The following is a 25,011-nucleotide window of genomic DNA, read 5'->3' on the forward strand; positions in this document are numbered from 1 at the left end:
CCGGGACGACGAGAGGGGCGGCGAGGCCGTGGCTGAGGGATCGGGGATCTCGACGGCGAAGGACGCGGCGGATCATGCGCTGATCCTGGCCTTCGGACGGCTGCAGGGGGCGGCCAACCGGCTGGAGTACATGCTCGGGCGGGCGCTGGAGGAGGAGTGCGGGATCAGCCATCTCATGTTCGAGGTCCTGCTGATTCTGGGCCGGGCGGGCGAGCCGGGCCTGTCGATGCGGTCCCTCGCCCAGGAGCAGGTGCTGACGACGGGCGGTGCGACGCGGCTGGTGGACCGCATGGAGGCGGCCGGGCTGGTCGAGCGCACCGAGGCGCCCGGCGACCGGCGCGGGCGGCTCGTACGGCTGACTCCGGCCGGGGAGGAGACGGCTGTCCGGGCCTCTCGTATCCACCTGGAGAACATCAAGCGCTTCTTCCTGGCGCCCCTTCCTCCTCAGGACCGCGAGCGGTTCGCGGAGGACCTGAGGATCCTCAGCCATTCGGCCCGGGAACTGCTGCCCCGACTGCCCTGAGCTGCTGCGGCGTGTCAACACCGGCACGATGACAGGGGCGCCCTAGGGTGTGACGCACGACACATCTATCGTGAAATATCTGACGCGTCAGTTACTGTTTCATCAGATGAATCGCTCGCGATAGGCGAGCGTCGCACCCTGTCGAGGTCCTCGATGAAGCTCGTCTACGTTTTCGATGCCTACTGCGGCTGGTCGCACGGGTTCTCCGGCACCCTGCGCGAGGTCGTCTCCCGCCATCCGGAACTGCCGGTGGACGTCGTCTCCGGTGGCCTGTTCACCGGGGAACGCCGGGTGCCGATCCATGAGTTCGGCTACGTCCAGGGCGCCAATGCCAAGATCGCCGAGCTCACCGGCGCCGAGTTCGGCGACGGCTACGAGAAGCTGATCGCGGACGGCTCGTTCGTGATGGATTCCGCGGCCGCAGCCCGCGGTGTGGCGGCCTTGTCCCAAGCGGCCCCCGACCGGGCGGCAGACCTGGCCATCGCCCTGCAGCACGCCTTCTACGTCGACGGCCTGAGCCTCTCCGACCCGGCCACCTACCGCGAGGTCGCCGAGCAGGCGGGGCTGGACGCCGACGCCGTGGTCGCCGCCTTCGAGGCGCCCGAAGCACAGGCTGCGGCCGAGGCCGACTTCCACCGGGCCGCCGAACTGGGCGTGACCGGCTTCCCCACCCTCCTGGCCGTCGACGGCGACCGGGTCACCGCGCTGGCCCTCGGCCACGGCACCGCCGACGACATCGATCAGCGGCTCGCGGCCCTCCGTACCTCCTGATCCTCCCCCGTCCCCCTCCCTCACCGTTCCCTCAAGGAGCCGTCATGAGCACCCTGTCCTTCAAGGTCCTCGACCTCGACTTCCCCGCCGGATCCAAGAACAAGACCGCCACCCTCGTCACCGGCGAGAACGAGGCCCTGCTGGTCGACGCCGCCTTCACCCGCGCCGACGGCCACCGCCTGGCCGCCGAGGTCCTCGACTCGGGCAAGAAGCTGACCACGGTCTTCGTCAGCCACGCCGACCCCGACTTCTACTTCGGCGCCGAAGTCCTCGCCGACGCCTTCCCCGAGGCTCGGTTCGTCGCCACCCCGATCGTCATCGAGCACATCCAGCACTCCTACGAGGGCAAGCTCAAGGCATGGGCCGCGCTCGGCCCGAACCTCCCCACCCGCCTCGTCGAACTGACCCCGCTGACCGGCGACCTCACTCTGGAGGGCCACCGCTTCGAGCTCAAGGGCGGCCCGGCCGGCCTGCCCGACCGCCACTATCTGTGGCAGGCGGAGCAGCGCGCCCTCCTCGGCGGTGTGCTGCTGTTCCAGAAGGAGCATGTCTGGGTCGCCGACACCCCCACCCCCGAGGACCGGAACGCCTGGGTCAAGCTCCTGGACGAAATGGCCGCCCTCGAACCGGAGTTGGTCGTCCCTGGCCACCGTCTCCCGGGCACCCCGGCCGACGGCTCCGCCATCGCCGCCACCCGCGCGTACCTGCTCGCCTTCGAGGAGGAACTCGGCAAGGCCGCCGACGGCGCCGCGCTGACCGAGGCACTGGTCAAGCGCTACCCGGACAACGGCATGCTGATCGCTGCCCAGATCGGCGCCAAGGTCGCCAAGGGCGAGATGAAGTGGGGCTGACGGCCATGACATACGAGAACACCGAATTCACCACCTCCACCGCACCCGCCGATGTCGTACGGCGCCAGTACCTGGCGTCGGCGGCCGGTGACCTGGACGCCCTGCGGGCCACCCTCGCCCCCGACGTGGAGTGGACGGAGATGGCGGGCTTCCCGCTGGCCGGGACCTACCGGACCCCCGAGGGCGTCACCTCGAACGTGATGGAGAAGCTGGGCCAGGACTGGGACGGCTGGGCCGCCCACGACGACACCTACGTCGTCGACGGCGAGAACGTCGTCGTCCTCGCCCGCTACACGGCCACCAACAAGGCCACCGGCAAGCCGATCGGCGTCCGCGTCGCGCACCACTTCGTCGTACGCGGCGGCCTGATCGTCCGCTTCGAGCAGTTCGTCGACACCGCACTGGTCCGCGACGCCATGGCCGACTGACCAGGGGGCGAAACTCCCCATTGACGTCTTCAAGCGCTGACGTGGAATGCGCACCTGGTGCGCACTCCGAGCGGGATCCTGACTCCAGGCCACCACCCGGGATCCCGCTCTTTGCATTTCGACAGAGAACAACGGCACAGTAAAAAAAGCGGCACGGCGCCGTCGAATTATTCCGTACCGGTTCTGAGGAAAGTGCGGGTGTTTCCGACGTCGGGAGCGACGGAAACACCCGAAATTACGGTCACCAATAGTGGCGTCGGCCGCCGACTGCGTGCCCCAGGGATCCCACGATCCACAAGACGATGCCGACCACGACCAGGATGAGGCCGATGGTCCACAGGATCGAAATGCCCGCGAGGAATCCGATGATGAGCAGGATGAGGCCGAGGACGATCATGATTTACCTCCGGGTGGCAATGGCTCCTTGCTCCCGAGTTCCCTGAAGTGACGGCCTCATCCTCCGGGAGAGGCGAAATTCGGCTCGTCGGCGGCCTACCGCCACGCGTTGAGCCGGGCGGCCTGACGGGTCAGATGGTCGCGTTCGGCGAGGTTGGGAGCCTTCTGGGCCGCCTCGGCGTACAGGCGTGCCGCCGTCGCCTGGTCGCCGTCGCGCTCGTGGAGGTACGCCGCCACCGCGGTGTGGCGGGGCAGTGAGGCGTCGAGCGCCGCGAGCGCTGCCAGGCCGGCGCGCGGTCCGTCGGCCTCGCCGACGGCCACCGCGCGGTTGAGCCGGACGACCGGGCTGTCGGTCAGGCCCGTGAGCTCGTCGTACCACTCGACGATCTGCACCCAGTCGGTCTCCTCGGCGGTCGGCGCGTCGGCGTGGAGTGCCGCAATCGCGGCCTGGGCCTGGAACTCGCCCAGCCGGTCGCGGGCGAGGGCCGCCTGCAGGACATCGACGCCCTCGGCGATCGCCTTGGTGTCCCACCGGCTGCGGTCCTGCTCGGCGAGCGGCACCAGGCTGCCGTCGGGCGCGGTCCGGGCGGCGCGCCGGGCGTGGTGGAGCAGCATGAGCGCGAGCAGCCCGGCCACCTCGGGGTGGTCGATCGCGGCCGCGAGCTGCCGGGTGAGCCGGATGGCCTCGGCGGCGAGGTCGACGTCGCCGGAGTAGCCCTCGTTGAAGACCAGGTAGAGGACGCGCAGCACGGTGGCGACGTCGCCGGGCTGGTCGAACCGCACGCCGGAGACGGTGCGCTTGGCGCGGCTGATGCGCTGCGCCATGGTCGCCTCGGGCACCAGGTAGGCCTGGGCGATCTGGCGGGTGGTCAGCCCGCCGACGGCGCGCAGCGTGAGGGCGACTGCGGACGACGGCGTCAGCGACGGGTGGGCGCACAGGAAGTAGAGCTGGAGCGTGTCGTCCGCCGAGGATGCGGGCCCGCGCGCCGGTTCCTCCTCCACGAGGTCCTCGCGTCGGCGGCGGGCGGTGTCCGCGCGGGTCACGTCGAGGAACTTGCGCCAGGCCACGGTGACCAGCCAGCCCTTCGGGTCCCGCGGCGGGTCGGTCGGCCAGACGCGGACCGCCTCGAACAGCGCGTCCTGTACGGCGTCCTCGGCCGCCGCGAAGTCGGCTCCGCGGCGGACGAGGACGGCCAGGACGCTCGGCGTGAGGCTCCTCAGCAGGGCGTCGTTCATCCGGGAGGTCACTCCGTGATGCAACTGGCATGCGCGGCCAGGAACGGGCGCACCTCCAGCCACTCGTGGATCGGCTTCCCGCCCGCCCCGGGAGCGGCCGACAGCTCCCCGGCCAGCTCGACGGCCCGCTCGTAGCTGTCGACGTCGATCACCATCCAGCCCGCGATGAGGTCCTTCGTCTCGGCGAACGGGCCGTCGGTGACCGGCGGGCGACCCTCGCCGTCGTAGCGGACGAACGTGCCCTCGGGGGCGAGCGCCTGACTGTCGACGAACTCACCGCTCTCCTGGAGTCGGGCCGCGAAGTCGCTCATGTACTGCACGTGGGCCGAGATCTCCTCCGGCGTCCACTTGTCCATCGGTACGTCGTTGACCGCTGCCGGGGCGCCGCGGTAGTGCTTGAGCATCAAGTACTTGGCCATGGTGTTCTCCTCGGTGCTGGTGCGACCCATTGTGGTCGCGTTCACAGCGGGGACGGAGCCGGCCACGGGTTCTCGACATCGCCGGGCACATTTTTTTGGCTCACGCACGAAGAGCACCTGAAGGTCAGCCCGCGGCAGCGCCGAACCACTGGGACAGCCGGCTTCGCAGATCCTGCTGGTCCTCACCGACCCACGCGACGTGGCCGTCCGGCCGCAACAGCGCCGCGGGCGCATCCAGTTCCTCGCTGACGTCGACGACGTGGTCGACCCGATCCGCCCAACCGGCCACCGTGAGCCGGCCGGTCCGGTCGAGCAGCAGCCCGCGTCCGCCGCGCATCAGCTCGTAGAGGCGGCCATGCTTCAGCTTCACGTCCCGCAGGCGTCGGCCGAGCAGCTCGTGGCCCTCACCGAAGTCGTAGCGGACACCCACCGCGGTGACCATCCCGGTCATGTACTGGTTCACCTCCTCGAAGTCCATCAGCTTCGAGAGCAGTGCCCGCAGTGCGGTCGCACCCGGATCGGTCCCCATCAGCGTCATCTGCCCGCGGGCGTTGTCCAGCACGCGGGCACCCACCGGATGCCGTTCGGCGTGGTAGCTGTCGAGGAGACCCTCCGGTGCCCAGCCGCCCACTGCGGCGGCCAGCTTCCAGCCGAGGTTGAACGCGTCCTGCACTCCGAGATTGAGCCCCTGCCCGCCCACCGGCGGATGGACGTGCGCCGCGTCACCGGCCAGCAGCACCCGGCCCACCCGGTAGCGCTCGGCCTGCCGGGTGGCGTCGCCGAAGCGGGACAGCCAGCGTGGTGAGTGCGCGCCGAAGTCGGTGCCCGAGCAGGCCCGCAGCTGCCGCTTGAACTCCTCCAGGGTCGGCGCGGTCGTACGGTCCTCGGCCACGCCGTCGGCGGGCACGATGACGCGGTACACCCCGTCCCCGAGGAGGATGGCGCCGAACAGCAGTTGGGTCCTGCGGACCTCTTCGACGACGGCGGCGATCGTCGCCGGGTCCTCGGTCAACTCCATATGTCCCAACAGGGTTTCGACCTTGCTGGGCTCTCCGGGGAACCCGACGCCGAGCAGCTTGCGCACCGCGCTGCGGCCGCCGTCGCACCCGACGACGTAGCGCGAGCGCAGGTGCGTGCCGTCCGCCAGCTCGACAGTCACCCCGCCCTCGGCTTCGTCCTCGTCCTCGTCCTCGTCCTGGCGCAGCCCGACCACTTCGCAGCCGCGCCGGATCTCCGCACCGAGTGCGACGGCATGCTCGTCGAGCAGCCGCTCGGTGACCGGCTGCGGGACAGCGAGGCTGTAGGGGTGAGCCGTGTCCAGCCGGTCCGGCCACGGCTTGTGGATGCCGCCGAAGAAGCCGCCGACCTGGAACTTCTTACCGACCGCGAGGAACCGGTCCAGCAGGCCGCGCTGGTCCATCAGCTCGACGCTGCGCGTGTGCAGACCCTGTCCGCGGGACTCCTCGACCGGTTCGGTCAACTTCTCCAGTACGACCACGTGCACCCCGTGCAGCCGCAACTCGCCGGCCAGCATCAAGCCGGTCGGTCCACCGCCGACCACGATCACGTCAATCATCAAAGCACCCATTCGACGAGACGGGATTTCCGCCGGCCGCACCGTGCGAACGACAAAACCAAATGTGCCTGGCGAAGCCGTTATTGCCGCCGGTTCCGGCCTGGGCCGGTCATTCTGCGGCATCAACGGGGCCTTGCCGCAAGCCCCCCTCTGCGCTATATGTTGAGAGTGGCAGGGAGAGGTTCTTCTCCTTGCCCTTTTTCTTTTGTCATCCGCGTTGATGGCCGGGGAGACGCAGGTCACATTCCTCCATGTCACAGGGCGTCGGGCTACCTCGTCTCAGGGGTGTAGCCACTGACGACCACGGAGGAGCACACCATGAACGCGCGACTGGACTACTTCGCCAGCCCGACCGCCGGCAAGACCCTCAAGTACTTCATGTCGGCGGGCAAGGCCATCAAGGGCTCGCCGCTGCCGGCCGCGACGCAGGAGCTGGTCGCGCTGCGCGTGAGCCAGATCAACGGCTGCGCCGTCTGCATCGACATGCACACCAAGGACGCCGCCGCGGCCGGCGAGACCTCGGTGCGGCTGAACCTGGTGGCGGCCTGGCGGGAGGCCACCGTCTTCACCGAGGCCGAGCGTGCCGCGCTGGAGCTGGCGGAGCAGGGGACCCGGATCGCGGACGGGGCCGGCGGGGTCACCGACGAGGTGTGGGCGTACGCCGCCAAGCACTACGACGAGGAGCAGCTCAGCGCCCTGGTGGTCCTGGTCTCCTTCATGAACACGGCGAACCGGCTGAACGTCATCGCGCAGCAGCCGGCCGGCGACTACGAACCGGGGCAGTTCCACTGACGGACACAAGCACGAGCAACTGGCCGCGGGGCCCTGCTGTCGGCCAACGCGCCCCGGGCTCAGGGTCGTTGCTCTGGTCTGCCGGTGGTCCGGATGATCACAATAGGCCGCCTGCGCCGACGAGTACGGCGGGGCGGGAGCCCTTCAGGGAATTCAGGGAATTCAGGAGAAGAGGGAGTCAGCGTGAGCAAGGTCGAGGAGTTCGAGGAGCTGCGCCCGCTGCTGTTCTCGATCGCCTACCGGATTCTGGGCAGCGTGAGTGAGGCCGAGGACGCGGTGCAGGAGACGTGGCTGCGCTTCGACGGCTCGGCGACCCGGCCCACGTCGACCAAGGCTTTTCTGTCGGCCACGGTGACACGCCTCTCGATCGATGTGCTGCGTTCCGCGCGAGTGCGCCGGGAGGAGTACGTCGGGCCTTGGTTTCCCGAGCCGTTGCTGAGCGATCCGTATCAGGACCCGGCGCGCTCGGCGGAGCTGGCCGACTCGGTGTCGATGGCGGCGCTGCTGTTGTTGGAGCGGCTCAGCCCGCTGGAGCGGGCCGTCTTCCTGCTGCGGGAGGTGTTCGGCTTCGGGTTCGACGAGGTCGCCGCGGCGGTGGAGCGTTCGGAGGCGGCCTGTCGGCAGTTGCTGGTGCGGGCACGGCAGCACATGGAGGCCGGGCGGCCGCGGTTCGAAGCGGACCGTCAGGAGCGGCAGGAGCTGGCGACGCGGTTCTTCGACGCGCTGAAGAACGGCGACGTGGGCGGGTTGCAGAGTCTGCTGGCCGCCGACGTGCAGTTCGTCGGAGACGGCGGCGGCAAGGCCCCGCAGCTGGCCAAGGCCCTCGTCGGCGCGGACAACGTGGCCCGGCTGCTGGGCGCGGTCTTCCCCTGGCTGATCCGGATCGACGTGACGTTCGAGCCGCACGAGGTCAACGGCCAGCCCGGCGCGATCTTCCACGACCGGGACGGCAAGATCCTGCAGACGCTGGTCCTCGACGTGCTCGACGGTCAGATTCAGACCATCCGCGCGGTGGTCAACCCCGACAAGCTCGGCCACCTCGGACCGGTCGCCGACGCCTGGGCCCTCGACCGCGAGGTGAAGGAGGCCCGCCGACAGGCGAAGTGACCTCGCGAAGTGGTGGCCCGGGCCGGACGACCGCGTCGATCACGAAAACTTGGCGTCTTCGAACTGCCCGGTTCCAGCCACCGTTGCAGCACCCGCTCGGAGTCCGTCGGCCCAAGTCTCGCCCAGCCGGTCCGGATCACTGTGGGAGCAGAGGACATACAGGGAGGCTGCAATGACCGAATTCGCCGGCGGCAACGGCATCGTGGTGGGCGTCGACGGATCCGAGGCATCCATGGCCGCGCTGCGCTGGGCCACCGAGCAGGCCCATGCTCTGGGTACGGATGTCGTCGCCGTACACGCGTGGGAGCCTGTCCGGCCCAAAATCGCCTCCTGTGCTCTCGTTTCGGCACGGCCGACGGTCGCCGAGCAGCGGATCCAGGCCGCGGGGCTGCTCGCCTCGACGGTTCGCGAGGTCTTCGGACCGCGGATCGACGGTGCCGTACACGCTGTCCTGGTGGAGGGCCCGCCCGCGCGGGTGCTGCTGCGGCAGGCGCGGGGCGCCCTGCTGCTGGCCCTGGGGCGCAAGGCTCACGGGCAGTACGAGCTGCCCGCGATCGGCTCGGTCGGCCTCGAATGCTTGCGGCACGCGACGATCCCGGTGGTCGCGGTGCCCACCACGGAGCAGCCCGCGGCGCCCGGCGGGGCCGTCCGCATGCTCTCTCTGGCCCGGAGCAGTGCCGCATAGCGGGAGGTGACGTCATGGACGCGGTGGCACGTTGGGCAACCGCGCACGGCTCCACCCGCGCGATCGCCGAGCGGCTGGCCGCCGGAGCGAGCGAGGCGGGCTGAAGGCCGAGACGCGGGCCGTGGAGACCGTCGACGCCGACCGGCCGTGCCCTTCGTCAGCGCCTGGTTCCCGCCCGAGCGGCGCGGCCTTGCCATCGGCGTCTTCGGCATGGGCATGGGCGGTACGGCGATCAGCGCGCTCACCACGGCCAAGCTGACCGACGCGCACGGGATGGCGAACCCGTTCCTGCTCACGGCCGTGGTCCTGGTCCTGTACGCGGCCGTGGCCGCGGTGGTTCTCCGGGACGCCCCCGGACGCACGGTGCCCGCGGAGCCGCTGCCGCGGCGTCTCGCCGCCCCCCTTCGGCTCGGCATCGCCTGGCAGGCATCCGCCTTGTACGCGGTGACCTTCGGCGGCTACGTCGCGTTCTCCGTCCACCTGCCCACCTACCTGAAGACCGGCTACGGCCTGACCCAGGCCGACGCGGCGAACCGCATGGCCGGGTTCGTGCTGCTGGCGGTGGCGATGCGACCGGTCGGCGGCTGGCTGTCGGACCGGACGGGCCCGGTGCGGGTGCTGTACGGGTCGCTGGCGGCGGTGATCGCCGGCGCGCTCGTGCAGTCCTTCACACCGTCCCTCGCTCCACTGGGCACGCTCGCGTTCCTGCTGATGGCGGCCGCGCTCGGCGCCGGCAACGGAGCCACCTTCGCGTTCGTGGCGCTGCCGGCCCCGCCCGACAGGACCGGCTCGGCCACCGGCGTCGTGGGAGCCGCGGGCGGCCTGGGCGACTTCGTCCCGCCGCTGGTGATGGGCCCTCACGGGCACCGGCGTACGCGGCGCCGTCGCCCACCGGACGCCATCGGCACGGACACACTGACCGGCGCGCCCGGCCCGGCCGCTCGCCGGTCGGCGCCCCGGAGTCCGGCCGCCGCCCTGGGCCGACAGGCCCTCGGACCGGACCCACCCAGCCCTCGCGGCTTCACCCGGTCTGCGGCCAGGCTGGTCATGGAACGGAATCAGCGTGTCACGCCCTGGGGTGAAGGAGCTGATCGCCATGACAACTCTGGTGGGATTCGCGGACCGTCCGGTCCGTGTCAACGCGGTGCTCGACGCACCGCTGTCGCGATGGCTGTGGCTGGTCAAGTGGATCCTGGCGATACCGCACTACGTGGTGCTGTCCTTCCTCTGGATCGGCTTCACCGTGGTGAGCGTGATCGCGTTCTTCGCCATCCTGTTCACCGGGCGGTATCCGCGGGCACTGTTCGACTTCAACCTCGGGGTGCTGCGCTGGAGTTGGCGGGTCGCCTACTACTCGTACGGCGTCCTGGGCACCGACCGCTACCCGCCGTTCAGCCTCGGCGAGGAACCGGACTATCCGACCCGGTTGGACATCGCCTACCCCGAGCACCTCTCGCGCGGCCTGGTGCTGGTGAAGTGGTGGCTGCTGGCCATTCCGCACTACGTCGTCATCGGCTTCCTCCTCGGCGGATTCCATCTCGGCTGGTGGTCCGGCGGGCTCATCGCCGCGCTGACGGTGATCGCCGCCGTGATCCTGGCCTTCACCGCGAAGTACCCGAAGGGCCTGTTCGACCTGATCCTCGGCCTCGACCGATGGGTGCTGCGGGTCGCCGCCTACGTCGCCCTGATGACAGACACGTATCCGCCGTTCCGGCTCGACATGGGCGGCACCGAACCGGCCGGGACGGAACAACAGCCGTGATCACCGCCCTGCGGCCGCCTTCCTATGATCCGCGCCGGGTCAGCGGGCCTTTGGGCACAGGGGCCGGTCCAACCGGCCCCTGTGCCGCTGGGCGCCGGGGGCCACACTCCGGCCCTCAGCAAAGAATTACCCCGGGGGGTATACCGTCGACCATGAGATACATACCCCAAGGGGTATTTTTGGGCAGGGATACCGGGAGCCGACTCCCCGACCACGACATGGAGGACTACCTGATCCTCGGTGCCTGCAACCCGCCGCTCGCCCACCGCGCTCTGGAAACCGACCGCTCCATCGGCCTGCTGCTGCCCTGCAACGTCGTCGTCCGTCGCGACGGCGACCGCACCGCCGTACAGGCCCTGGACCCGGACACCATGGTCGCGCTGACCGGACTGGACGCCCTGCGCCCTGTCGCCGAGGAAGCCGCCCGCCGCTTGGACGCCGCCCTCGCCTCGCTCACGCCGTGAGCCGTTCTGCGGCGGCCCAGAGGTCGCGTTCGCGCCCCGGGTCGTAGGACTCCTGCGACGAGCGGGCCACGCGGCCGCGGTCGACGTAGGACCCGCTCGGCGCCCGGGTCGTGCCGAGGACGACGTCGGCGAGGTGGCGGCCGGCGGCACCACGGCCGGTCGCGAGCGGGGTGAGGGTCATGACCGGCATGATGCGGCGCACCGCGAACCGGGCGAGAGGGCCCGCGTTGCGGGCGAGGCCGGTGCCGGGGACGAATCCGGGGTTGAAGGCGATCGCGTCGATGCCGTGCGGCAGGCGGCGCGCGTACTCGTGCACGAGGTGGATGGCAGCCAGCTTGCTCGTCGAGTACGCGGTGCGCCCGGCGGTCGCCGTGTCCGGCCGGGGAAAGGCACCGGTGCGGGCGAGAACGTCGGGGGACTTCCAGGCCGGACCGGGCACCATGCCCAGGTTGTGCCTGAAGTCGCCGAAGTGGGTGTCGCTGGCGGTGATCACGATCCGGGCGGGAGCCACGAAACAGTCCGCGAGGAGGCGGACGAAGAGGTGGTTGGCGAGCACGTTGACGGTGAAGGTGGACTCGAATCCGTCGGGGCCCGCGGTCAGTGCGTTCGTGTACTGGACTCCCGCGTTGCCCACGAAGCCGCGCAGCGGCGGCAGTTCACCGCGTTCCAGCCGGTCGCGGATCTCGGTCGCGGCGCAGCGGACGCTGTCCAGGGAGCCGAGGTCCGCCGCGACGTGGCTGAACGTGCGCCCGCCCGCGCCGAGTTCGGCGAGCGGCAGTGCGCCGGACGATTCGCGGGCGACGACGAGGAGGTGCACGTCGGATGACAGGCGCAGGATGCGCTCCGCGGCGACGCGGCCGATGCCACGGCTCGCGCCGGTCATGACGATGGTGTGCTGCATGGGTGGCTCCCTCGGCCGGCGCCCGGCGGGCGGTGCGCGCCCGGCGGGCGGTGCGCGCCCAACGCTCGCCGCTCACACCACCGCCGGCCAGTGCCGTCCCCGTCACTAGGACTGGCAGTACCCAGGCTCGCCGGGCGCCGAGCGGCGACAATCGGGACCATGGCTGCCTCCCGCTCCGCCTTCGGCGCACTCCTGCGCGCCTGGCGCGACCGCCTCTCGCCGACCGACGCCGGCCTCGCCGCTACGGCCGGCCGTCGCGCCCCGGGGCTGCGCCGCGAGGAGCTCGCGCAGTTGGCCGGCCTCTCCGTCGACTACGTGCTGCGCCTGGAGCAGTCACGCGCGACGAACCCCTCGGCCCAGGTCGTCGGCGCCCTCGCCCGGACCCTTCAGCTCTCCCGGACCGAGCGCGACCAGCTGTACCGCGCCGCCGGGCTGCTGCCGCCGCAGGACGGCACGGTCGGCACACACGTGCCGCCGGGCATCCAGCGGCTCGCCGCGCGCCTGGGCGACGTCCCGATCGGCGTGTTCACCGCCGACTGGACCCTGGTGTGGTGGAACACCATGTGGAGCGCTCTGCTCGGTGACCCGTCCATGGTCCCGGCCTCCGAACGGAACCTCGCGCGCGCCTTGTTCGGCGACGGTGTCGCCCATGCCTCCCTGCTGCCCATCGAGTCCGAGCGCGGTCAGGAAGCCTTCGAGGCGTCGATCGTCGCCGACCTCAAGGACGCCGCCTCCCGCTATCCCGCAGACGTCCAGCTCGATCGTCTCGTAAGCGAACTGCGGGCAGGATCCGACGACTTCGCCCGTCACTGGGCCGCTCGGACGCCCGCCGCCGAGCACACCACCGACTGCAAGACGATCCGTCATCCCGAGGTCGGCGACATCCTCCTGGACTGCGACGTCCTCATCGTTCCCGGCGCGGACCTGCGCATGGTCACGTACACGGCAGCACTCGGAAGCAGCGACGCGGGAAGACTCGACCTCCTGCGCGTCACGGGTGGCCAGACCGCCACCGCACGTCCTTGAGCAGTCCCGCCGAGAGGTCAGAGGGTGAGCAGCCGGACGAGCACCACCGTCACCGTGCCCACGGCGAACACCGTCCCCAGGACGGTGAACAGCAGGTCGACCCACCGCATGTCCCAGCCCTCGATCGCGAACCGTTGCGGGGCCTGCGGGTCGTATCGGACCACGACGTACGCCCCCACGCGGAAGCCGCTTCGGACGGCTCCGCGGCCGAACCTGGAGGCGTACTCGCACAAGCGCCCGTCCCGGGCCGTCCAGGCCGCGACGGGGTGGTAATACTTGGCGCCTTCGTCACCCCGACTGACATCGTGACGGACGATCCGAGCCTCAGCGGTGACACCGGTGCGCCGCAGCGCACTGGCGCGGCGCAGGCCGTGCACACCGATGCCGAGGAAGATCGTGCCGATCGTCAGGGGGATGAGGGAGAAGAGCCATTCGCGTTCCACGTGTTACGTGACGCGTGTACCGGGCTGTCGGTTGCGGGTGGGTCAGCAGGCCGTTTCCTTCAGATCGTCCGATCGCCGTCCTCACTCTGGCCAGCCCGCTGCTGCAGGCCAAACGGCCTTGCGGTACGCGTCGAGATACCTGCGCAGCCGGGGTGCGCGTACGGCGGGTAGGCGGACCAGAGTGTCCTCGAAGGCGCGGTGGTGGGGCGTCAGCGGGGACCGGGGGCGCGGCGGCAGGGGGTAGTCGTCGCGCAGGACGCCCTCCGGGAGGGCCCCCGTCGCGGGCATCGGCGAAATCTCGCCCGGGTGGGCGAGGTACGCCCAGACCCCGCTGTCCAGCGGTACCACAGCCCCCTCATCGCCTGGCGGACGCCAAGGCGCTTCCGTGAGGGGGTGGCGGGGGACGAGGAGGACATCGGGACGGGGCCGGGGCAGGTGGATCCCTGGGCCGGCCAGCCCCACGGACCGGGCCCCGGGCCCGGCGGGGAGATGCCGGCCGACGGCGTGGCCGAGCAACTCGGCCACGGGACCGGCGGGGAGGTTAACCGGGCGGTCTTGGGTGACCGCCACGAGATGGGCCAGTGCGACTCCGACCGCCGCCTCCCAGCGGCGGCTCCACGACCCGTCGGGTTCGACGGGCGGGACGCGATGCTCGACGCGTTCCACATCGTCCCAGCCGAGAGGCGGACCGGCAGGGAGTCCCGAGGGGCGGCGTACGACCGCGTCGGGCTCAAGCCACACCGTCTGCCACATCCCGCAGTCGTCCATGCGGGTGGCCACGGCCCGCCCGCACCCCTCGCACGCCAGGTTGGGACCGGCCCGGCCATCCACGCCCTGGCAGTAGCCTTCGCACTTGTCGGGGATCAGGGTCATGGACCGGGAGTCGCCGGGGGCGATGACGATTCTGTTCCGCACGCCGAAGGAGACTAAGTACACCGGCGCGAACACGCCCTGCCGAGCAGCCGCGTCCGCTCCGACCTCCTTCCACAGCCGCCAGGGCGGTCCGGTGGGCTGGGGGTCGACGGCATACGTCGCGGGCTCCATCAGCGGAGGGTGGAGTTCCTCCCATCCCCCGTGGTGGGTGTGGACGGGGAGGGCGACCCGGGACACCGGCGCCGTCAGCTCCGTGCCGCACCCGGCACACACGAACACGTCCAAACAAGCTCCCCCTCGCCCCGATTCCCCGGGCATTGTGTCTCGCCCGCAGACGGGAATCCACCAGATTTGGAACCCGTCCCGCCACGCGGGCTAGCCCCGGGCGGCCTGTGCTCCCGCAGCCGCGACGGCAACGGCCAGAACTGCCGTGCGTCCAACAGCGGAGGAGCTCCCAGGAGCCCAGGGCCGGTGTCCTGGTGCCGGCGGGCACACTTCCCGTGATCGGCGGGACGCTTTCGGTGTCGGACGGGACGCGTACCACCGCACACTGAGGGAATGGCTGCACGCGCGGTTGCCGGGACGGTGGTACTGCTCAGCACGGCCGTGCTGGCCTTCGCCGGCTGGATCACCTCGCTGCCGCACGCCGAACGGCTGGGCGACAACGCCTACTTCGTGGGCGTCGTCGGCGGGGCGAGTCTGGAATGGGAGCTCACCGGCCTGGTGCTGGTCTGGCTGCGGCCTCGTAATGTGCTCGGCTGGCTCTTCCTCGCCACCGGAGCGTCGTCGATGTGCCAGGTGGGGCTGAACGGCTACGGCGTCTACGGAGCCGCGATCGCCCGGCCTGCCTGGCCCGCCGCGGACGTGGCCGCGGCTGCCAGTACGGCGCTGTGGATGCCGGCCGTCGTTGCTCCTTCCACGATCGTGCTGGCGTACTACCCCAACGGGCGGCTCGCGGCCCGCTGGTGGCGCTGGCCGGTGGCAGCGGTCGTCACCACCCTGGTCCTGCTCACCACCGTTCTGCCCTTCGGTCCCGAGATGTTCGCCGACGCCGCTCCGGGAGTGGACGCGCCGCCGGCGCTTCCGCCGCTGCTGCTGGGGATTGTGCTGCTGGGCATCTGTGTCCCCTTGCTGGCCCTGTCGACGCTCGCCATCTGGGTGGGCACGGTCGCACGCCTGGTGAGCGCCAAGCCGCCCGAACGCCAGCAACTCGCCTGGTTGGTCTGTGTCGTCGGACCGCTCCTGGCCACCACGTACCTCGATGTCCCCAGACCCGCCCTGGCGATCTGCGTGTATCTGGTGCCGGTGGTGGTAGCGGTCGGTGTGCTGCGCTACCGGCTGCTGGGCATCGAGGCGGTGGTGCGCCGCGGTGTCGTCTACGCGTCGCTGACCGGGATGGTGATCGTGGTCTACGTCGGGGTGACAGCCTTGGCCGGTTCGACTCTGGACCGGCGCCCACTGCCCGGCGTGATGGCTGCCGGCCTGGTGGCCGTGTTGCTCACACCGGCCCGCGCCCGGCTGCAACTCGCCGCGGACAGGCTGGTGTACGGAGCCCGCCAGGACCCGCTGGACGCGCTCGCCCGCCTGGGCGACCAGGTCGCCTCCGCCGACGAGCCCGGCCTGCTGCCGGCGGCGCTGCATTCCGTCGCCGACGCCGTACGCGCCCCGGGGGCACGGGTCGCGGCCCTCGACGGCAGCCCACTCGGCGCCTGGGGAAGCCCGCCGGTCCATGGCCACACCGTGGCACTGCAGGTCGGCGGGCGCGATGTCGGCATCCTCGAAGTGGCCCGCCGCGACCCGGTGGACACCTACACCGAGGCTGACGTCCGGCTGCTGGCCGCGATGGCTGCCCAGGTCGCCGTCCTCGTCCGCGCCCTCGAACTCACCCAGGCGCTCCAGATCCAACGCGACCGCGTGGTGGCCGTCACCCGCGCCGAACGCGACCGGCTCCGCCGCGACCTGCACGACGGGCTGGGGCCGTCGCTGTCCGGCATGTCCCTGGGACTGCAGGCCGCCTCACTCGTCCTGGCCACCGGTGACACCGCCGGATGCGCCCCGCTGCTGAACCGGGTCCGCGCCGAAGTCGCCACCGCCGTCCCCGAGATCCGCCGCATCATCGACGGCCTGCGCCCCACCGTTCTGGACACCCTGCCGCTGGGCGAGGCGATCCGCCGTCACGTACGGACCCTGCCGCCCGGACTGTCCACCGAGGTGAGCATCGCCGACCTGCCGCCGCTGTCACCCGACGTGGAGACCGCCGCCTACCGCATCGTCACCGAGGCCCTCACCAACACCATCCGCCATGCCCGCGCTCGCCGGTGTGGGGTCAGCCTGGCCCTGCGCGGCCGGTCCCTGCACATCGTCGTCGGCGACGACGGCGCCGGCATCTCCGAAGGAACAGCGACCGGCATGGGGCTGGCCTCCATGCGCCGCCGCGCACAGGCCCTGGGCGGCACCTTCGCCCTCGACAGCACGCCGCGCGGCACCACCCTGACCGTCACTCTGCCGCTGGAGAAGCCCTGATCAAGGCCACCCCGGCCGGCACGGCTCAGTCCTGGTCCACGTCGTCGTCGGCGGTGTGGGGAAGCAGGGGGAACAGGCGGGAGATGAGGGCCACCGGGCGGGCCCCGTCGGGCCGGGCCAGGGGGCGGTGTTCGCGGTCCTGGTAGGGCGCGAGCGTCCGTCGGATCGCGTCCGCGACGCGGCTCATCTCCTCGGGGGTCAGGTAGGCGACGGCGCTGAAGGCCTCGTCGTGGCGCCATGGGGACGGCGCCTGGTCACGCTGGGTCAGCCATCGCTGCCAGCTCTCGTCCTCCAGCCCTCGCGCCAGATCGCCGAACTGCTCCTGCGCGGGCCCCTCGGAGGCAGGGGCGCTCCGCTTCAGGCGCCAGGGGCGTGCGCGGCCTCCGCTGTGGGGGGCCTCTTCGATGTATCCGTGACGTGCGAGCTGCCGTAGGTGGAACGAGCAGAGACCGGAGCTGTATCCCAGCCGGGAGGCGGCTTCGGTGGCCGTGACGGTGCCGACTTCGGCGAGCAGCTCCAGCAGCGCCGTGCGGACTTCATGCGTGCGCAGTTCTTCGCCGGTGTCGGATGTCCGGTCGCCCGACGTCCGGTCGCCCGGGGTGTTGAGCTCATCTTCAGTCACTTTGCAAAGTCTGCTACTTTGCAAAGCTCCTGGCAAGCGGCAGTCCTTGCCGAGAACAATCGGCTGCGGTGGCCTCCGCGGCAGCTGTGGCATGCGCAAAAGGGGAGAGAGCCATGTCTGTTCGTCACGAGCGGTCCCGTCCCGTCGACCGGCGAGTCCGCGTACAGGGCCGGCCCGTCGGCACGTTTCCTGCTCTGCCGCCGGAGGCGGAACGGGGTTCGGTTCGCAGGGTCACGGTGGTGGGTGAAGAGGTGCTGCGCCGTCCGTGCCGGGAGGTGACCGAGTTCGGTACGCCGGAGCTGTCGGCGTTGATCGACGACATGTTCCTGACCATGTACGTGGCCGACGGTGCCGGCCTGGCCGCCAACCAAGTGGGCGTCGACCTGCGCCTGTTCGTCTACGACTGCCCGGACGACGAGGGGATCCGGCATGTCGGCCACATCGTCAACCCGGTGCTGGACCAGCCCGATCCAGGCAGTCGACGACTCGTGGACGACTTCGAGGGCTGCCTTTCCGTGCCTGGCGCCGCCATGGCGGTTCCGCGCACCGATCGTGCTGTCGCCCGCGGGTACGACAAGGACGGCAGCCCTCTCGTCATCGAGGGGACGGGCTATTTCGCCCGGTGTCTGCAGCACGAGGCCGATCACCTAGTCGGCCACACCTATCTCGACCGGCTCTCCAAGCGTGACCGCAAGGACGCGTTGCGGCAGATGGAGGACCGCCGCGAGGAAGTCTTCGCGCAACGCGCGGTCAAGGCCGCCGATTTGGGTCGGTGAGACGTCCCTGGCGTCAGCGGCGCAAGGTCGTCACCTTCAGGGCCGGGTCACCCGCGATCTCCGATGCCGTGAACCGCTCGGTGACCCATTGCTTGCGGGAGAAGAGACGGGTCTGGTCGGTGAAGTGGGGCGAAGCCGGGTTCGACGACTGTCCGTAAGTGAGCAAGGTGTGGGCACGGGGGCCGTCGGGGGTCAGTTCGACGGCCATCAGGAAGCTGCTGCCGAAGGCGCCGGCGGTCGGGGTGCCTGTGCCCGAGTCGGGGCCGGCCTCCAGGACGTTGAAGCAACCCTTGTCGCCGTTGCAGCCGGACAGCGGGGTGTCGGCCCACTTCTGCACGGCGCCGAGTTCGGTGTCGACAGGCAGGTCACGGGCGGCGAAGTCCTGGACGGCGTCGGCCAGGGCACGCTGGACGCGTACGTCCTCGCCCTTGATGCCGCGCGGCGTGGTCAGGGGCTGCGCCGGGTCGTAGGGGACGCGGTGCCAGGTGTCCGGGGGCCCGGCTTCGACGAGGTGGTCGTAGAAGGTGCCCCAGAGCGCGGTGCCCCGGCTGTCCGTGTCGGCGCGGGTGTCCCAGCGCGCGAGGGTCGCGCAGGCCTGTCGTACGTCGATGTCCTTGCCGTCCGTGGCCGTCAGGTGTGGGTGGGCGCGGCACATGCCGACCACGTCGTCACGTCCGGTCTCGGCCGACAGAACGCGGTTGCCCAGCATCGACGCCCGCAGGGTGCTCCGGGTGAAGCCCGGGGTGCCCAGTCCGTCTGCGCCGGCCACGCGTTGCGCGATCATGCTGAGCCCGAGCTGGGCGCGCTGGCCGAGGCGGGGATCACTGTCGTACGCGCCCGGGAAGCCGGTGAGGGGGGCTTCGGGGTTGGTGTACCGGGGGCCGTTGTTGGAGTTGGCGACGTAGTCGGTGCGGCTCAACCTCGGCTGGTGGGACGGGCCGTAGATGCCCGGCACGAGCGCGTCCGGGTCGCTGCCCCAGGCGCAGGCCGATGTCGAACCGTCCAGGGCGGCGGGCCCCTCCTGGCTGTCGGGGCGCGCGCAACGCTCCAGCTGTGCGTCAGTGAGGTGCGCGACGACCGAGGAGTCCGTGAAGTACGTGCCGCCGCTGGTGTCGGCCGCGAGGGTGTACGTCCAGGGGATGCCCTGGTAGGTGTCCTGGGCGGTGCGCAACTGGCTGAGGTTCCGGGCCTTGCCCATGGCCAGCCAGGCGTTCATGGAGCGCAGGTTGTCGGCGTTGGCGTCGCGGACGGCATACGCGGTCCGGGTGGTCCAGCCCGAGGCGAGGACCGGGCCGAAGCGTGAGGTGTACAGGGTCCGGCTCACGGTCGACAATCCGCCGTTCTTGTCGCGGACGGTGACCGGGACCGTGCGGCGTTTCATCTGCTCGGCCTTGCCGTCGACCACATAGCTGGTGGGGTCGCCGGGCGCGAGCTTCAGCGCGTAGAAGGAGGCGTGCTGGGCGTCGCTGGCGGTGTGCGTCCAGGCGAGGTTCCGGTTGTGGCCGATCTCGACCAGCGGGGTGCCGTACAGGCCGGCCCCGGACACGTCCAGGGTGCCGGGGATCGTCAACTGCACCTGGTAGAAGCGGAAGTTGCCGCCGACCCAGGGAAGGTGCGGGTTGGCGAGGACCATCGCGTTGCCGGTCCGCGTGGCGTTCCGGCCGAGCGCCCAGCCGTTGCTGCCGAAATCGGCGGCGTCTGCGATCCGTCCGCCCGGGGTGAAGGACGCCGCGGCCTTTCCGCCGCCGGCCCCGGTGGCCGCCGTGCCCTTGCCGCCCGCCGCCGGGGGCTCCGCGGCGCCGATCTCCGGCGCCAGCGGTACCGCCCCGGTCGCCCCGTTGACGTCGTGCACGATGCCCCACAGGTCGAGCGCGGTGACCGGTCGCACCCAGGGTTTTCCCTTGCAGCGCGGGTCCGGCAGCCTGTCGACGCCGGTGTCCCGCAGATAGCGGTTGTACCCGGCGGCGTATCCCTCGACCATCCGGCGCAGCTCCGCCGTCGGCCCCAGCGGCGCCCTGCGGTCCAACAGCCGCTGTACGGTGCCCGCGCGCAGCTGGCCGCCGTAGTAGGTGTCGCTCGCCAGGTTGGCGCCCTCGGACTCCCCGTCGGACCCGAAGAACCGGGACCGCTCGCCCCGCAACGTCACCACCTGGTCGGCGAGTTCGCACACGTTGTCCTGCGCGAAGGCGTAGCCGTATCCGTAGCCGAGCCCGGCGAAGTCCCGCGCCAGAATGTGCGGGATGCCGTACTCGGTCCTGTTGATCTGCGCGGCATGTCCGCCGTCGGCCACCGTCTCGCCGTCCGGCCCCGTCGCGGCGGACGAGGACGCGGGCGGCAGGGCCATGCTGGCGGAAGTGAGGCAGAGAGCGGCCGCGAAGGCTGCCAACCGGCCTGACAGGAAAGCTCTTTGACGCTTCATCAGTAATCTGTTTCCACCCATGGCCCCACCCTTCAACACGAGCCCACGGATGCCATCCGGCCTCCGACGGAGTTTCCGGGCGGCAGGTCACTCCCGGGATGTACGACGGTCACTCCCCGGGTGTACGCCTTCGCAGTGGGCCCCGCAGCGCAGCCCCGGCTACCCCGGCCGTCTCCCCCACACACCGCGTGGGCGAGAACGGCTGGAACGTGCCCTGGGCATCGCCTCTCCGACGCCGCGCCGGACCGCTTGGCCTGACCGAGGCGTGGGCCGCCTGGTACAACCTCGGCTTGTAGAACACCTCGCGCCGCTGTTCGACGATTCGACGAGAAGAAGGGTTCAGCCAAGTGAGCTTCAGAATCCAGCCGACCTCCCAGGTCGACGAGACGGCCACGATCGGTGACGGGACGACGGTCTGGGATCTGGCCCAGGTCCGGGAGGACGCCCGGCTGGGCAGTGGGTGCATCGTGGGCCGGGGAGCGTACGTCGGCCCGGGGGTGCGGATCGGCGACAACGTGAAGCTCCAGAACTACGCGTTGGTGTACGAACCCGCGGTGCTCGGTGACGGGGTGTTCGTCGGCCCGGCGGCGGTCCTCACCAACGACCACTCCCCCCGTTCCGTGGACCCGCAGGGCCGTCTGAAGCGCGGTGGCGACTGGGAGGCCGTGGCGGTGGTGGTGGCCGAGGGGGCGTCACTGGGGGCCCGTTCGGTGTGTGTGGCGCCGGTACGCGTCGGTCGTTGGGCACTGGTCGCGGCGGGAGCCGTGGTGACCCGGGACGTGCCGGACTTCGCGCTCGTGGCCGGCGTTCCGGCGCGCCGGATCGGCTGGGTCGGCCGGGCCGGCGTTCGGCTGGTCGCCGAGGAAGGCGAGTCGGGGGGCTGGAAGTGCCCCGAGACGGGCGCGCTGTACGACGAGAAGGACGGCGAACTCGTCGAACGCGGATGACTCCCGCGTCCCCAGGATCGTTGAATTCCCAAATGGCCAATCCTCGAACATCTTCAGGCATAACATGTGCGCGAACCGTGCAGACTGTGCACAGTGAGCACATAAACCATTAGTGCCCAGGGGGGGTACCGGGTGGGGACAAGTGTGCCTGTGGCGAGGAGTGACGACCGCTCCGACGCCTGATGCCTGACGTCTGCCTTGCGCCGCGTGACCATCGGCGACGTGGCGATCAAAAGTCTGTTCACCAGAGGACCCACAGGGGGGTTGGTGTGCCCAAACGATGACCACTACACGTCTGGCGGCGCTCGGTCGTGAGGAGCCTTCGCTGCTCACGCTGGCCCAACGCCTTCTCGAAGTCGCCGAGTCGGGGCTTTCCTCGATGCTGCTCCCCGGCGGGGAGGCCTTCGCCTTCACGATGGCCGGGCGGAGGACCCCCGGTGGTGCCTGGACCCTGGAACGGCGCGGGATCAGCATCCGGTACGCGGCGATCACCGTGCTCGGGGCCCGGTTCCTGCCCGAGGACCGCCAGCGTGCGGTGCTCGGCGGGCGTACGGCCGAGGAGTTCGCCGGTCTGCTCGTCGAGTCGCTGCCCGCGGTGATCAACCTCGGTGACGCGGCGCTCATCGCCTGGGCCGCCGCCGAGACCGGGCATCCCAAGCTGTCCGACGCCCTCGACCGGGTCGAGGCCCTGGACGAGCAGGGCCGGCCGCAGTACACCGTCGAGGCGGCGTGGGTGCTGTCCGCCCTCGCGGCGGCTCGCAGCACGGTGGATGTGGAGAGACGTTTCGCCTCTGCCCGCGACCGTCTGCTGCGGGCCCGGATCGGCGGCAGTCCGCTGTTCCCGCACGCCACCGGACCCGGCCTGGTGCCCTGGTACCGGGCGCACGTGAGCTGCTTCGCCGACCAGACGTACCCGCTCCAGGCCCTGGCCCGCGCCCACGCCAGCGGTGACGGAGACGGCGACCCGGAGGCGCTGGCCGCGTCCGAGGCGTGCGCGGCGCGCATCTGCGAGCTGCAGGGCGAGGGCGGGCAGTGGTGGTGGCACTACGACGCGCGCACCGGCGGTGTCGTGGAGGGTTACCCGGTCTACAGCGTCCACCAGCACGCGATGGCACCGACCGCGTTGTTCGATCTCACCGACGCCGGCGGCAGCGACTTCGGCGCGGCGATCCGCAAGGGCCTGCGCTGGATGACGGACGTACCCGAACTGGCCGGACACCAGGAGCCGTTGATCCTCGACGAGCTCGGCGTCACCTGGCGCAAGGTCTACCGGGGCGATCCGAAGAAGGCCGTACGCGCCGCCCGGGGCCTCGGCACCCGAGTCGCTCCGGGCCTCCGGCTGAAGGTGCTGGACCGGGTGTACCGCCCGGTCTTCGTGGACCGCGAGTGCCGGCCGTACGAATTCGGCTGGATGCTCCACGCCTGGCAGGGGGGCCGGATATGAGCGGGCGTCAGTCCCTCTTCGGGGTCGAGGTGGACCCGCTGACCATGGACGAGACCGTGCAGCGCTGCCTCGAAGCGGTGCGGGACGGCAGGCAGTTGGAGATCGGGGTGGTCAACGCCGCGAAGCTGGTGAACATGCGGCGGGACCCCCGACTCGCCGAGGCCGTGGCCGGCTGCGATCTGGTCCTCGCCGACGGACAGGCCGTGGTCTGGGCAGGACGGGTGCTGCGCGCCCCGCTGCCCGAGCGCGTCGCCGGTATCGATCTGTTCCTGCGGCTGCTGGCCGAGGCGGAATCGGCGGGCATGTCGGTGTACTTCCTCGGCGCCAAGCAGGAGGTGCTGGAGCAGATGCTGCGCCGGGTCGCCGACCGCTTCCCGAGGCTGAAGGTGGCAGGCAGCCGCAACGGCTACTTCGACGACTCCGAGCAGGGGGCCATCGCGGGCGCGATCGCCGACAGCGACGCCCAGATGCTCTTCCTGGGCATGACGTCGCCCAAGAAGGAGATCTTCACCGCCGCCTACGGCGAGGCGACCGGCGCCCGCCTCGTACACGGGGTCGGCGGTTCCTTCGACATCCTGGCCGGGGTCACCAAGCGGGCCCCGAAGTCCTGGCAGCGGTGGGGAGTCGAGTGGCTCTACCGCGCACTTCAGGAGCCGCGCCGCCTCGGCCGACGCTACGTCACCACCAATGCCGCCTTCCTCCTCATGACGGCCCGCGAGCTCATCCGGCTCACCCCGTCGCCCGCCTCCGCGAACAGGAGTCACTGATGCGCGTAGTCGTGGTCGGACAGGGATACGTCGGCCTGCCGCTGGCCATCCGCGCCGCCGAGGTCGGACACGAGGTGATCGGCTACGACGTCGACTCCCGGCGGGTCAAGAGCCTGGCCTCCGGTGAGTCCTTCGTCGAGGACGTCTCCTCCGAGCGGATCCGCGCGGCGATGGACCGCGGCGCCTACCGCCCGAGCGAATCGGCCCGCGACTGCGGCGGTTTCGACGTCGCCGTCGTGACCGTGCCGACGCCGTTGCACGAGGGCACTCCCGATCTCCGTTACATCAAGGAATCGGCCGTCACCCTCGCCCGCTATCTGCGTCCCGGAGCCACCGTCGTCCTGGAGTCGACCACCTATCCCGGCACCACCCAGGAGCTGTTCGCCCCGATCCTGGAGGACGGCTCGGGCCTGACCGCGGGCGCCGACTTCCACCTCGGCTACAGCCCGGAGCGGATCGACCCCGGAAACGCCGTCTGGGGCTTCAAGGAGACCCCGAAGGTCGTCTCCGGTGTGGACGCGGCCTCGCTCAAGGCAGTTCAGGACTTCTACGGGCAACTCGTCGACACCACCGTGCCGGTGAGCTCACCGAAGGAAGCCGAGCTGGCCAAGCTCCTGGAGAACACCTTCCGTCATGTGAACATCGCGCTGGTCAACGAGATCGCGATGTTCGCCCATCACCTGGACATCGACGTCTGGCAGGCCATCGACGCCGCATCCTCCAAGCCCTTCGGCTTCATGAGGTTCACGCCCGGACCGGGTGTCGGCGGCCACTGCCTGCCGATCGACCCCTCGTACCTCTCCTGGCGGGTGCAGCGCGAACTCGGCCAGAGTTTCCGCTTCGTGGAACTGGCCAACGACATCAACAGCCACATGCCCGAGTACGTGACGCGCCGGATCAGCGACCTCTTCAACCAGAGATGCCGCTCCGTGAACGGCTCGCGCATCCTGCTGCTCGGCCTGGCGTACAAGAAGAACACCGGCGACGCCCGTGAGTCGCCCGCACTGCGCATCTCCCAACTGCTGCTCGACATGGGGGCCCAGGTCAGGGCCGCGGACCCGCATGTCGTCGAGAGCCTGCCGGTGGACACCAGGCTGGTGCGGGTCGAACCCTCGCAGGAGGAGCTGGCGGCCGCCGATGTGGTGGTCCTGCTCACCGATCACGACGGCTTCGACTACGAACTCATCGCCGAACACGCCCCGTTCGTGCTCGACTGCCGACGGCGGCTGCCGTCCGGACCCACCATCGAGGTGCTCTGAA

General features: G+C 70.7%; 24 protein-coding genes and 2 pseudogenes. 17 read left to right on the forward strand and 9 right to left on the reverse strand.

All coding sequences use genetic code 11. From position 1 onward, the window contains the following. The first annotated feature begins 28 nt into the window (after positions 1 to 28). The 4 genes from AB5J56_RS05190 (at position 29) to AB5J56_RS05205 (ending at position 2,573) form a co-directional block, all read left to right on the forward strand. Positions 29 to 523 carry a MarR family winged helix-turn-helix transcriptional regulator gene (locus AB5J56_RS05190; protein ID WP_369230497.1) on the forward strand — a complete coding sequence of 165 codons (495 nt, stop codon included), beginning with the start codon at positions 29 to 31 and terminating at the stop codon, positions 521 to 523. A gap of 153 nt (positions 524 to 676) precedes the next feature. Further along, positions 677 to 1,294, forward strand: a complete 618-nt coding sequence (locus AB5J56_RS05195) for a DsbA family protein (protein ID WP_369230499.1) — start codon at positions 677 to 679, stop codon at positions 1,292 to 1,294. 44 nt (positions 1,295 to 1,338) lie between these two features. After that, positions 1,339 to 2,145, forward strand: coding sequence for an MBL fold metallo-hydrolase (locus tag AB5J56_RS05200; protein ID WP_369230501.1), 807 nt, complete (start codon positions 1,339 to 1,341; stop codon positions 2,143 to 2,145). A 5-nt stretch (positions 2,146 to 2,150) separates the two neighbouring features. After that, positions 2,151 to 2,573 carry a nuclear transport factor 2 family protein gene (locus AB5J56_RS05205; protein WP_369230503.1) on the forward strand — a complete coding sequence of 141 codons (423 nt, stop codon included), beginning with the start codon at positions 2,151 to 2,153 and terminating at the stop codon, positions 2,571 to 2,573. Between the two features lie 241 nt (positions 2,574 to 2,814). Here the strand turns inward: AB5J56_RS05205 and AB5J56_RS05210 are convergent, their stop codons facing one another. The 4 genes from AB5J56_RS05210 to rox form a co-directional block, all read right to left on the reverse strand. Beyond that, the gene (locus AB5J56_RS05210) at positions 2,815 to 2,970 is read right to left on the reverse strand and encodes a DUF6131 family protein (protein ID WP_369230505.1); all 156 of its coding nucleotides are present in this window, start codon (positions 2,968 to 2,970) and stop codon (positions 2,815 to 2,817) included. Positions 2,971 to 3,065: 95 nt separating this feature from the next. Then, positions 3,066 to 4,205 carry an RNA polymerase sigma factor gene (locus AB5J56_RS05215; RefSeq protein ID WP_369230507.1) on the reverse strand — a complete coding sequence of 380 codons (1,140 nt, stop codon included), beginning with the start codon at positions 4,203 to 4,205 and terminating at the stop codon, positions 3,066 to 3,068. 8 nt (positions 4,206 to 4,213) lie between these two features. Beyond that, positions 4,214 to 4,624: a YciI family protein gene (locus AB5J56_RS05220; RefSeq protein WP_369230508.1), complete on the reverse strand. Its 411-nt coding sequence runs from the start codon at positions 4,622 to 4,624 to the stop codon at positions 4,214 to 4,216. 124 nt (positions 4,625 to 4,748) lie between these two features. After that, entirely contained in the window at positions 4,749 to 6,200 is a 1,452-nt protein-coding gene (gene rox / locus AB5J56_RS05225) for a rifampin monooxygenase (protein WP_369230509.1), read from the reverse strand. Between the two features lie 318 nt (positions 6,201 to 6,518). Between rox and AB5J56_RS05230 the strand changes: the two genes are divergently transcribed. From AB5J56_RS05230 to AB5J56_RS05255, 6 genes and pseudogenes are all read left to right on the forward strand, one after another. After that, entirely contained in the window at positions 6,519 to 6,992 is a 474-nt protein-coding gene (locus AB5J56_RS05230) for a carboxymuconolactone decarboxylase family protein (RefSeq protein ID WP_369230511.1), read from the forward strand. Between the two features lie 183 nt (positions 6,993 to 7,175). Beyond that, positions 7,176 to 8,099, forward strand: a complete 924-nt coding sequence (locus AB5J56_RS05235) for an RNA polymerase sigma-70 factor (protein WP_369230513.1) — start codon at positions 7,176 to 7,178, stop codon at positions 8,097 to 8,099. A 172-nt stretch (positions 8,100 to 8,271) separates the two neighbouring features. After that, positions 8,272 to 8,784: a universal stress protein gene (locus AB5J56_RS05240; RefSeq protein ID WP_369230515.1), complete on the forward strand. Its 513-nt coding sequence runs from the start codon at positions 8,272 to 8,274 to the stop codon at positions 8,782 to 8,784. A gap of 147 nt (positions 8,785 to 8,931) precedes the next feature. Then, positions 8,932 to 9,639 (forward strand): annotated as a pseudogene (locus tag AB5J56_RS05245) (nitrate/nitrite transporter); the annotation flags it as partial. A 241-nt stretch (positions 9,640 to 9,880) separates the two neighbouring features. Continuing rightward, positions 9,881 to 10,546 (forward strand): DUF4389 domain-containing protein, encoded by a 666-nt coding sequence (locus AB5J56_RS05250; protein WP_369230517.1) that lies wholly within the window; start codon positions 9,881 to 9,883, stop codon positions 10,544 to 10,546. A 212-nt stretch (positions 10,547 to 10,758) separates the two neighbouring features. After that, positions 10,759 to 11,010: pseudogene (locus tag AB5J56_RS05255) on the forward strand (DUF302 domain-containing protein); the annotation flags it as partial. On the opposite strand, the gene AB5J56_RS05260 reads toward AB5J56_RS05255, so the two are convergent. Continuing rightward, the gene (locus tag AB5J56_RS05260; protein WP_369230519.1) at positions 11,000 to 11,911 is read right to left on the reverse strand and encodes an SDR family NAD(P)-dependent oxidoreductase; all 912 of its coding nucleotides are present in this window, start codon (positions 11,909 to 11,911) and stop codon (positions 11,000 to 11,002) included. The pseudogene AB5J56_RS05255 and the gene AB5J56_RS05260 sit on opposite strands and share 11 nt — an antisense overlap. Before the next feature lie 159 nt (positions 11,912 to 12,070). Between AB5J56_RS05260 and AB5J56_RS05265 the strand changes: the two genes are divergently transcribed. After that, positions 12,071 to 12,937 (forward strand): helix-turn-helix transcriptional regulator, encoded by an 867-nt coding sequence (locus AB5J56_RS05265; RefSeq protein ID WP_369230521.1) that lies wholly within the window; start codon positions 12,071 to 12,073, stop codon positions 12,935 to 12,937. Between the two features lie 17 nt (positions 12,938 to 12,954). On the opposite strand, the gene AB5J56_RS05270 is transcribed toward AB5J56_RS05265, so the two are convergent. Then, positions 12,955 to 13,380 (reverse strand): DUF3592 domain-containing protein, encoded by a 426-nt coding sequence (locus tag AB5J56_RS05270; protein WP_369230523.1) that lies wholly within the window; start codon positions 13,378 to 13,380, stop codon positions 12,955 to 12,957. Between the two features lie 81 nt (positions 13,381 to 13,461). Continuing rightward, complete coding sequence (locus AB5J56_RS05275; protein WP_369230525.1) at positions 13,462 to 14,538, reverse strand: hypothetical protein; 1,077 nt, start codon at positions 14,536 to 14,538, stop codon at positions 13,462 to 13,464. Between the two features lie 273 nt (positions 14,539 to 14,811). On the opposite strand from AB5J56_RS05275, the gene AB5J56_RS05280 reads away from it, so the two are divergent. Further along, positions 14,812 to 16,776 (forward strand): sensor histidine kinase, encoded by a 1,965-nt coding sequence (locus AB5J56_RS05280; RefSeq protein ID WP_369230527.1) that lies wholly within the window; start codon positions 14,812 to 14,814, stop codon positions 16,774 to 16,776. A gap of 25 nt (positions 16,777 to 16,801) precedes the next feature. On the opposite strand, the gene AB5J56_RS05285 is transcribed toward AB5J56_RS05280, so the two are convergent. After that, positions 16,802 to 17,398, reverse strand: a complete 597-nt coding sequence (locus tag AB5J56_RS05285) for a winged helix-turn-helix domain-containing protein (RefSeq protein WP_369230529.1) — start codon at positions 17,396 to 17,398, stop codon at positions 16,802 to 16,804. Positions 17,399 to 17,511: 113 nt separating this feature from the next. Here AB5J56_RS05285 and def point away from each other — a divergent pair, with 113 nt between their 5' ends. Further along, entirely contained in the window at positions 17,512 to 18,174 is a 663-nt protein-coding gene (gene def / locus AB5J56_RS05290; protein WP_369230531.1) for a peptide deformylase, read from the forward strand. 13 nt (positions 18,175 to 18,187) lie between these two features. Here the strand turns inward: def and AB5J56_RS05295 are convergent, their stop codons facing one another. Further along, positions 18,188 to 20,518 carry a penicillin acylase family protein gene (locus tag AB5J56_RS05295; RefSeq protein ID WP_369230533.1) on the reverse strand — a complete coding sequence of 777 codons (2,331 nt, stop codon included), beginning with the start codon at positions 20,516 to 20,518 and terminating at the stop codon, positions 18,188 to 18,190. A 422-nt stretch (positions 20,519 to 20,940) separates the two neighbouring features. Between AB5J56_RS05295 and AB5J56_RS05300 the strand changes: the two genes are divergently transcribed. The 4 genes from AB5J56_RS05300 to AB5J56_RS05315 all read left to right on the forward strand — a co-directional run bounded on the left by AB5J56_RS05300 (position 20,941) and on the right by AB5J56_RS05315 (position 25,010). After that, positions 20,941 to 21,540 (forward strand): acyltransferase, encoded by a 600-nt coding sequence (locus tag AB5J56_RS05300; RefSeq protein ID WP_369230536.1) that lies wholly within the window; start codon positions 20,941 to 20,943, stop codon positions 21,538 to 21,540. Between the two features lie 280 nt (positions 21,541 to 21,820). Beyond that, positions 21,821 to 22,984 carry a hypothetical protein gene (locus tag AB5J56_RS05305; RefSeq protein WP_369230538.1) on the forward strand — a complete coding sequence of 388 codons (1,164 nt, stop codon included), beginning with the start codon at positions 21,821 to 21,823 and terminating at the stop codon, positions 22,982 to 22,984. Then, on the forward strand, positions 22,981 to 23,751 hold the full coding sequence (locus AB5J56_RS05310; protein WP_369230540.1) for a WecB/TagA/CpsF family glycosyltransferase: 771 nt from the start codon (positions 22,981 to 22,983) through the stop codon (positions 23,749 to 23,751). Before AB5J56_RS05305 ends, AB5J56_RS05310 begins: the two co-directional genes overlap by 4 nt. Then, positions 23,751 to 25,010 carry a nucleotide sugar dehydrogenase gene (locus AB5J56_RS05315; RefSeq protein ID WP_369230541.1) on the forward strand — a complete coding sequence of 420 codons (1,260 nt, stop codon included), beginning with the start codon at positions 23,751 to 23,753 and terminating at the stop codon, positions 25,008 to 25,010. Before AB5J56_RS05310 ends, AB5J56_RS05315 begins: the two co-directional genes overlap by 1 nt. Position 25,011: the final 1 nt, after the last annotated feature.

Source organism: Streptomyces sp. R21 (assembly GCF_041051975.1).
Taxonomy (GTDB): Bacteria; Actinomycetota; Actinomycetes; order Streptomycetales; family Streptomycetaceae; genus Streptomyces.

Bases quoted from the DNA above. Each gene is read 5' to 3' on its own strand.
- AB5J56_RS05295 (WP_369230533.1), bottom strand. From the start codon at position 20,518: ATGGCCCTGCCGCCCGCGTCCTCGTCCGCCGCGACGGGGCCGGACGGC.
- rox (WP_369230509.1), bottom strand. From the start codon at position 6,200: ATGATTGACGTGATCGTGGTCGGCGGTGGACCGACCGGCTTGATGCTG.
- AB5J56_RS05220 (WP_369230508.1), bottom strand. From the start codon at position 4,624: ATGGCCAAGTACTTGATGCTCAAGCACTACCGCGGCGCCCCGGCAGCG.
- AB5J56_RS05210 (WP_369230505.1), bottom strand. From the start codon at position 2,970: ATGATCGTCCTCGGCCTCATCCTGCTCATCATCGGATTCCTCGCGGGC.
- AB5J56_RS05310 (WP_369230540.1), top strand. From the start codon at position 22,981: ATGAGCGGGCGTCAGTCCCTCTTCGGGGTCGAGGTGGACCCGCTGACC.
- AB5J56_RS05280 (WP_369230527.1), top strand. From the start codon at position 14,812: ATGGCTGCACGCGCGGTTGCCGGGACGGTGGTACTGCTCAGCACGGCC.
- AB5J56_RS05260 (WP_369230519.1), bottom strand. From the start codon at position 11,911: ATGCAGCACACCATCGTCATGACCGGCGCGAGCCGTGGCATCGGCCGC.
- AB5J56_RS05205 (WP_369230503.1), top strand. From the start codon at position 2,151: ATGACATACGAGAACACCGAATTCACCACCTCCACCGCACCCGCCGAT.
- AB5J56_RS05250 (WP_369230517.1), top strand. From the start codon at position 9,881: ATGACAACTCTGGTGGGATTCGCGGACCGTCCGGTCCGTGTCAACGCG.
- AB5J56_RS05315 (WP_369230541.1), top strand. From the start codon at position 23,751: ATGCGCGTAGTCGTGGTCGGACAGGGATACGTCGGCCTGCCGCTGGCC.
- AB5J56_RS05195 (WP_369230499.1), top strand. From the start codon at position 677: ATGAAGCTCGTCTACGTTTTCGATGCCTACTGCGGCTGGTCGCACGGG.
- AB5J56_RS05215 (WP_369230507.1), bottom strand. From the start codon at position 4,205: ATGAACGACGCCCTGCTGAGGAGCCTCACGCCGAGCGTCCTGGCCGTC.
- def (WP_369230531.1), top strand. From the start codon at position 17,512: ATGTCTGTTCGTCACGAGCGGTCCCGTCCCGTCGACCGGCGAGTCCGC.
- AB5J56_RS05230 (WP_369230511.1), top strand. From the start codon at position 6,519: ATGAACGCGCGACTGGACTACTTCGCCAGCCCGACCGCCGGCAAGACC.
- AB5J56_RS05200 (WP_369230501.1), top strand. From the start codon at position 1,339: ATGAGCACCCTGTCCTTCAAGGTCCTCGACCTCGACTTCCCCGCCGGA.
- AB5J56_RS05265 (WP_369230521.1), top strand. From the start codon at position 12,071: ATGGCTGCCTCCCGCTCCGCCTTCGGCGCACTCCTGCGCGCCTGGCGC.
- AB5J56_RS05305 (WP_369230538.1), top strand. From the start codon at position 21,821: ATGACCACTACACGTCTGGCGGCGCTCGGTCGTGAGGAGCCTTCGCTG.
- AB5J56_RS05240 (WP_369230515.1), top strand. From the start codon at position 8,272: ATGACCGAATTCGCCGGCGGCAACGGCATCGTGGTGGGCGTCGACGGA.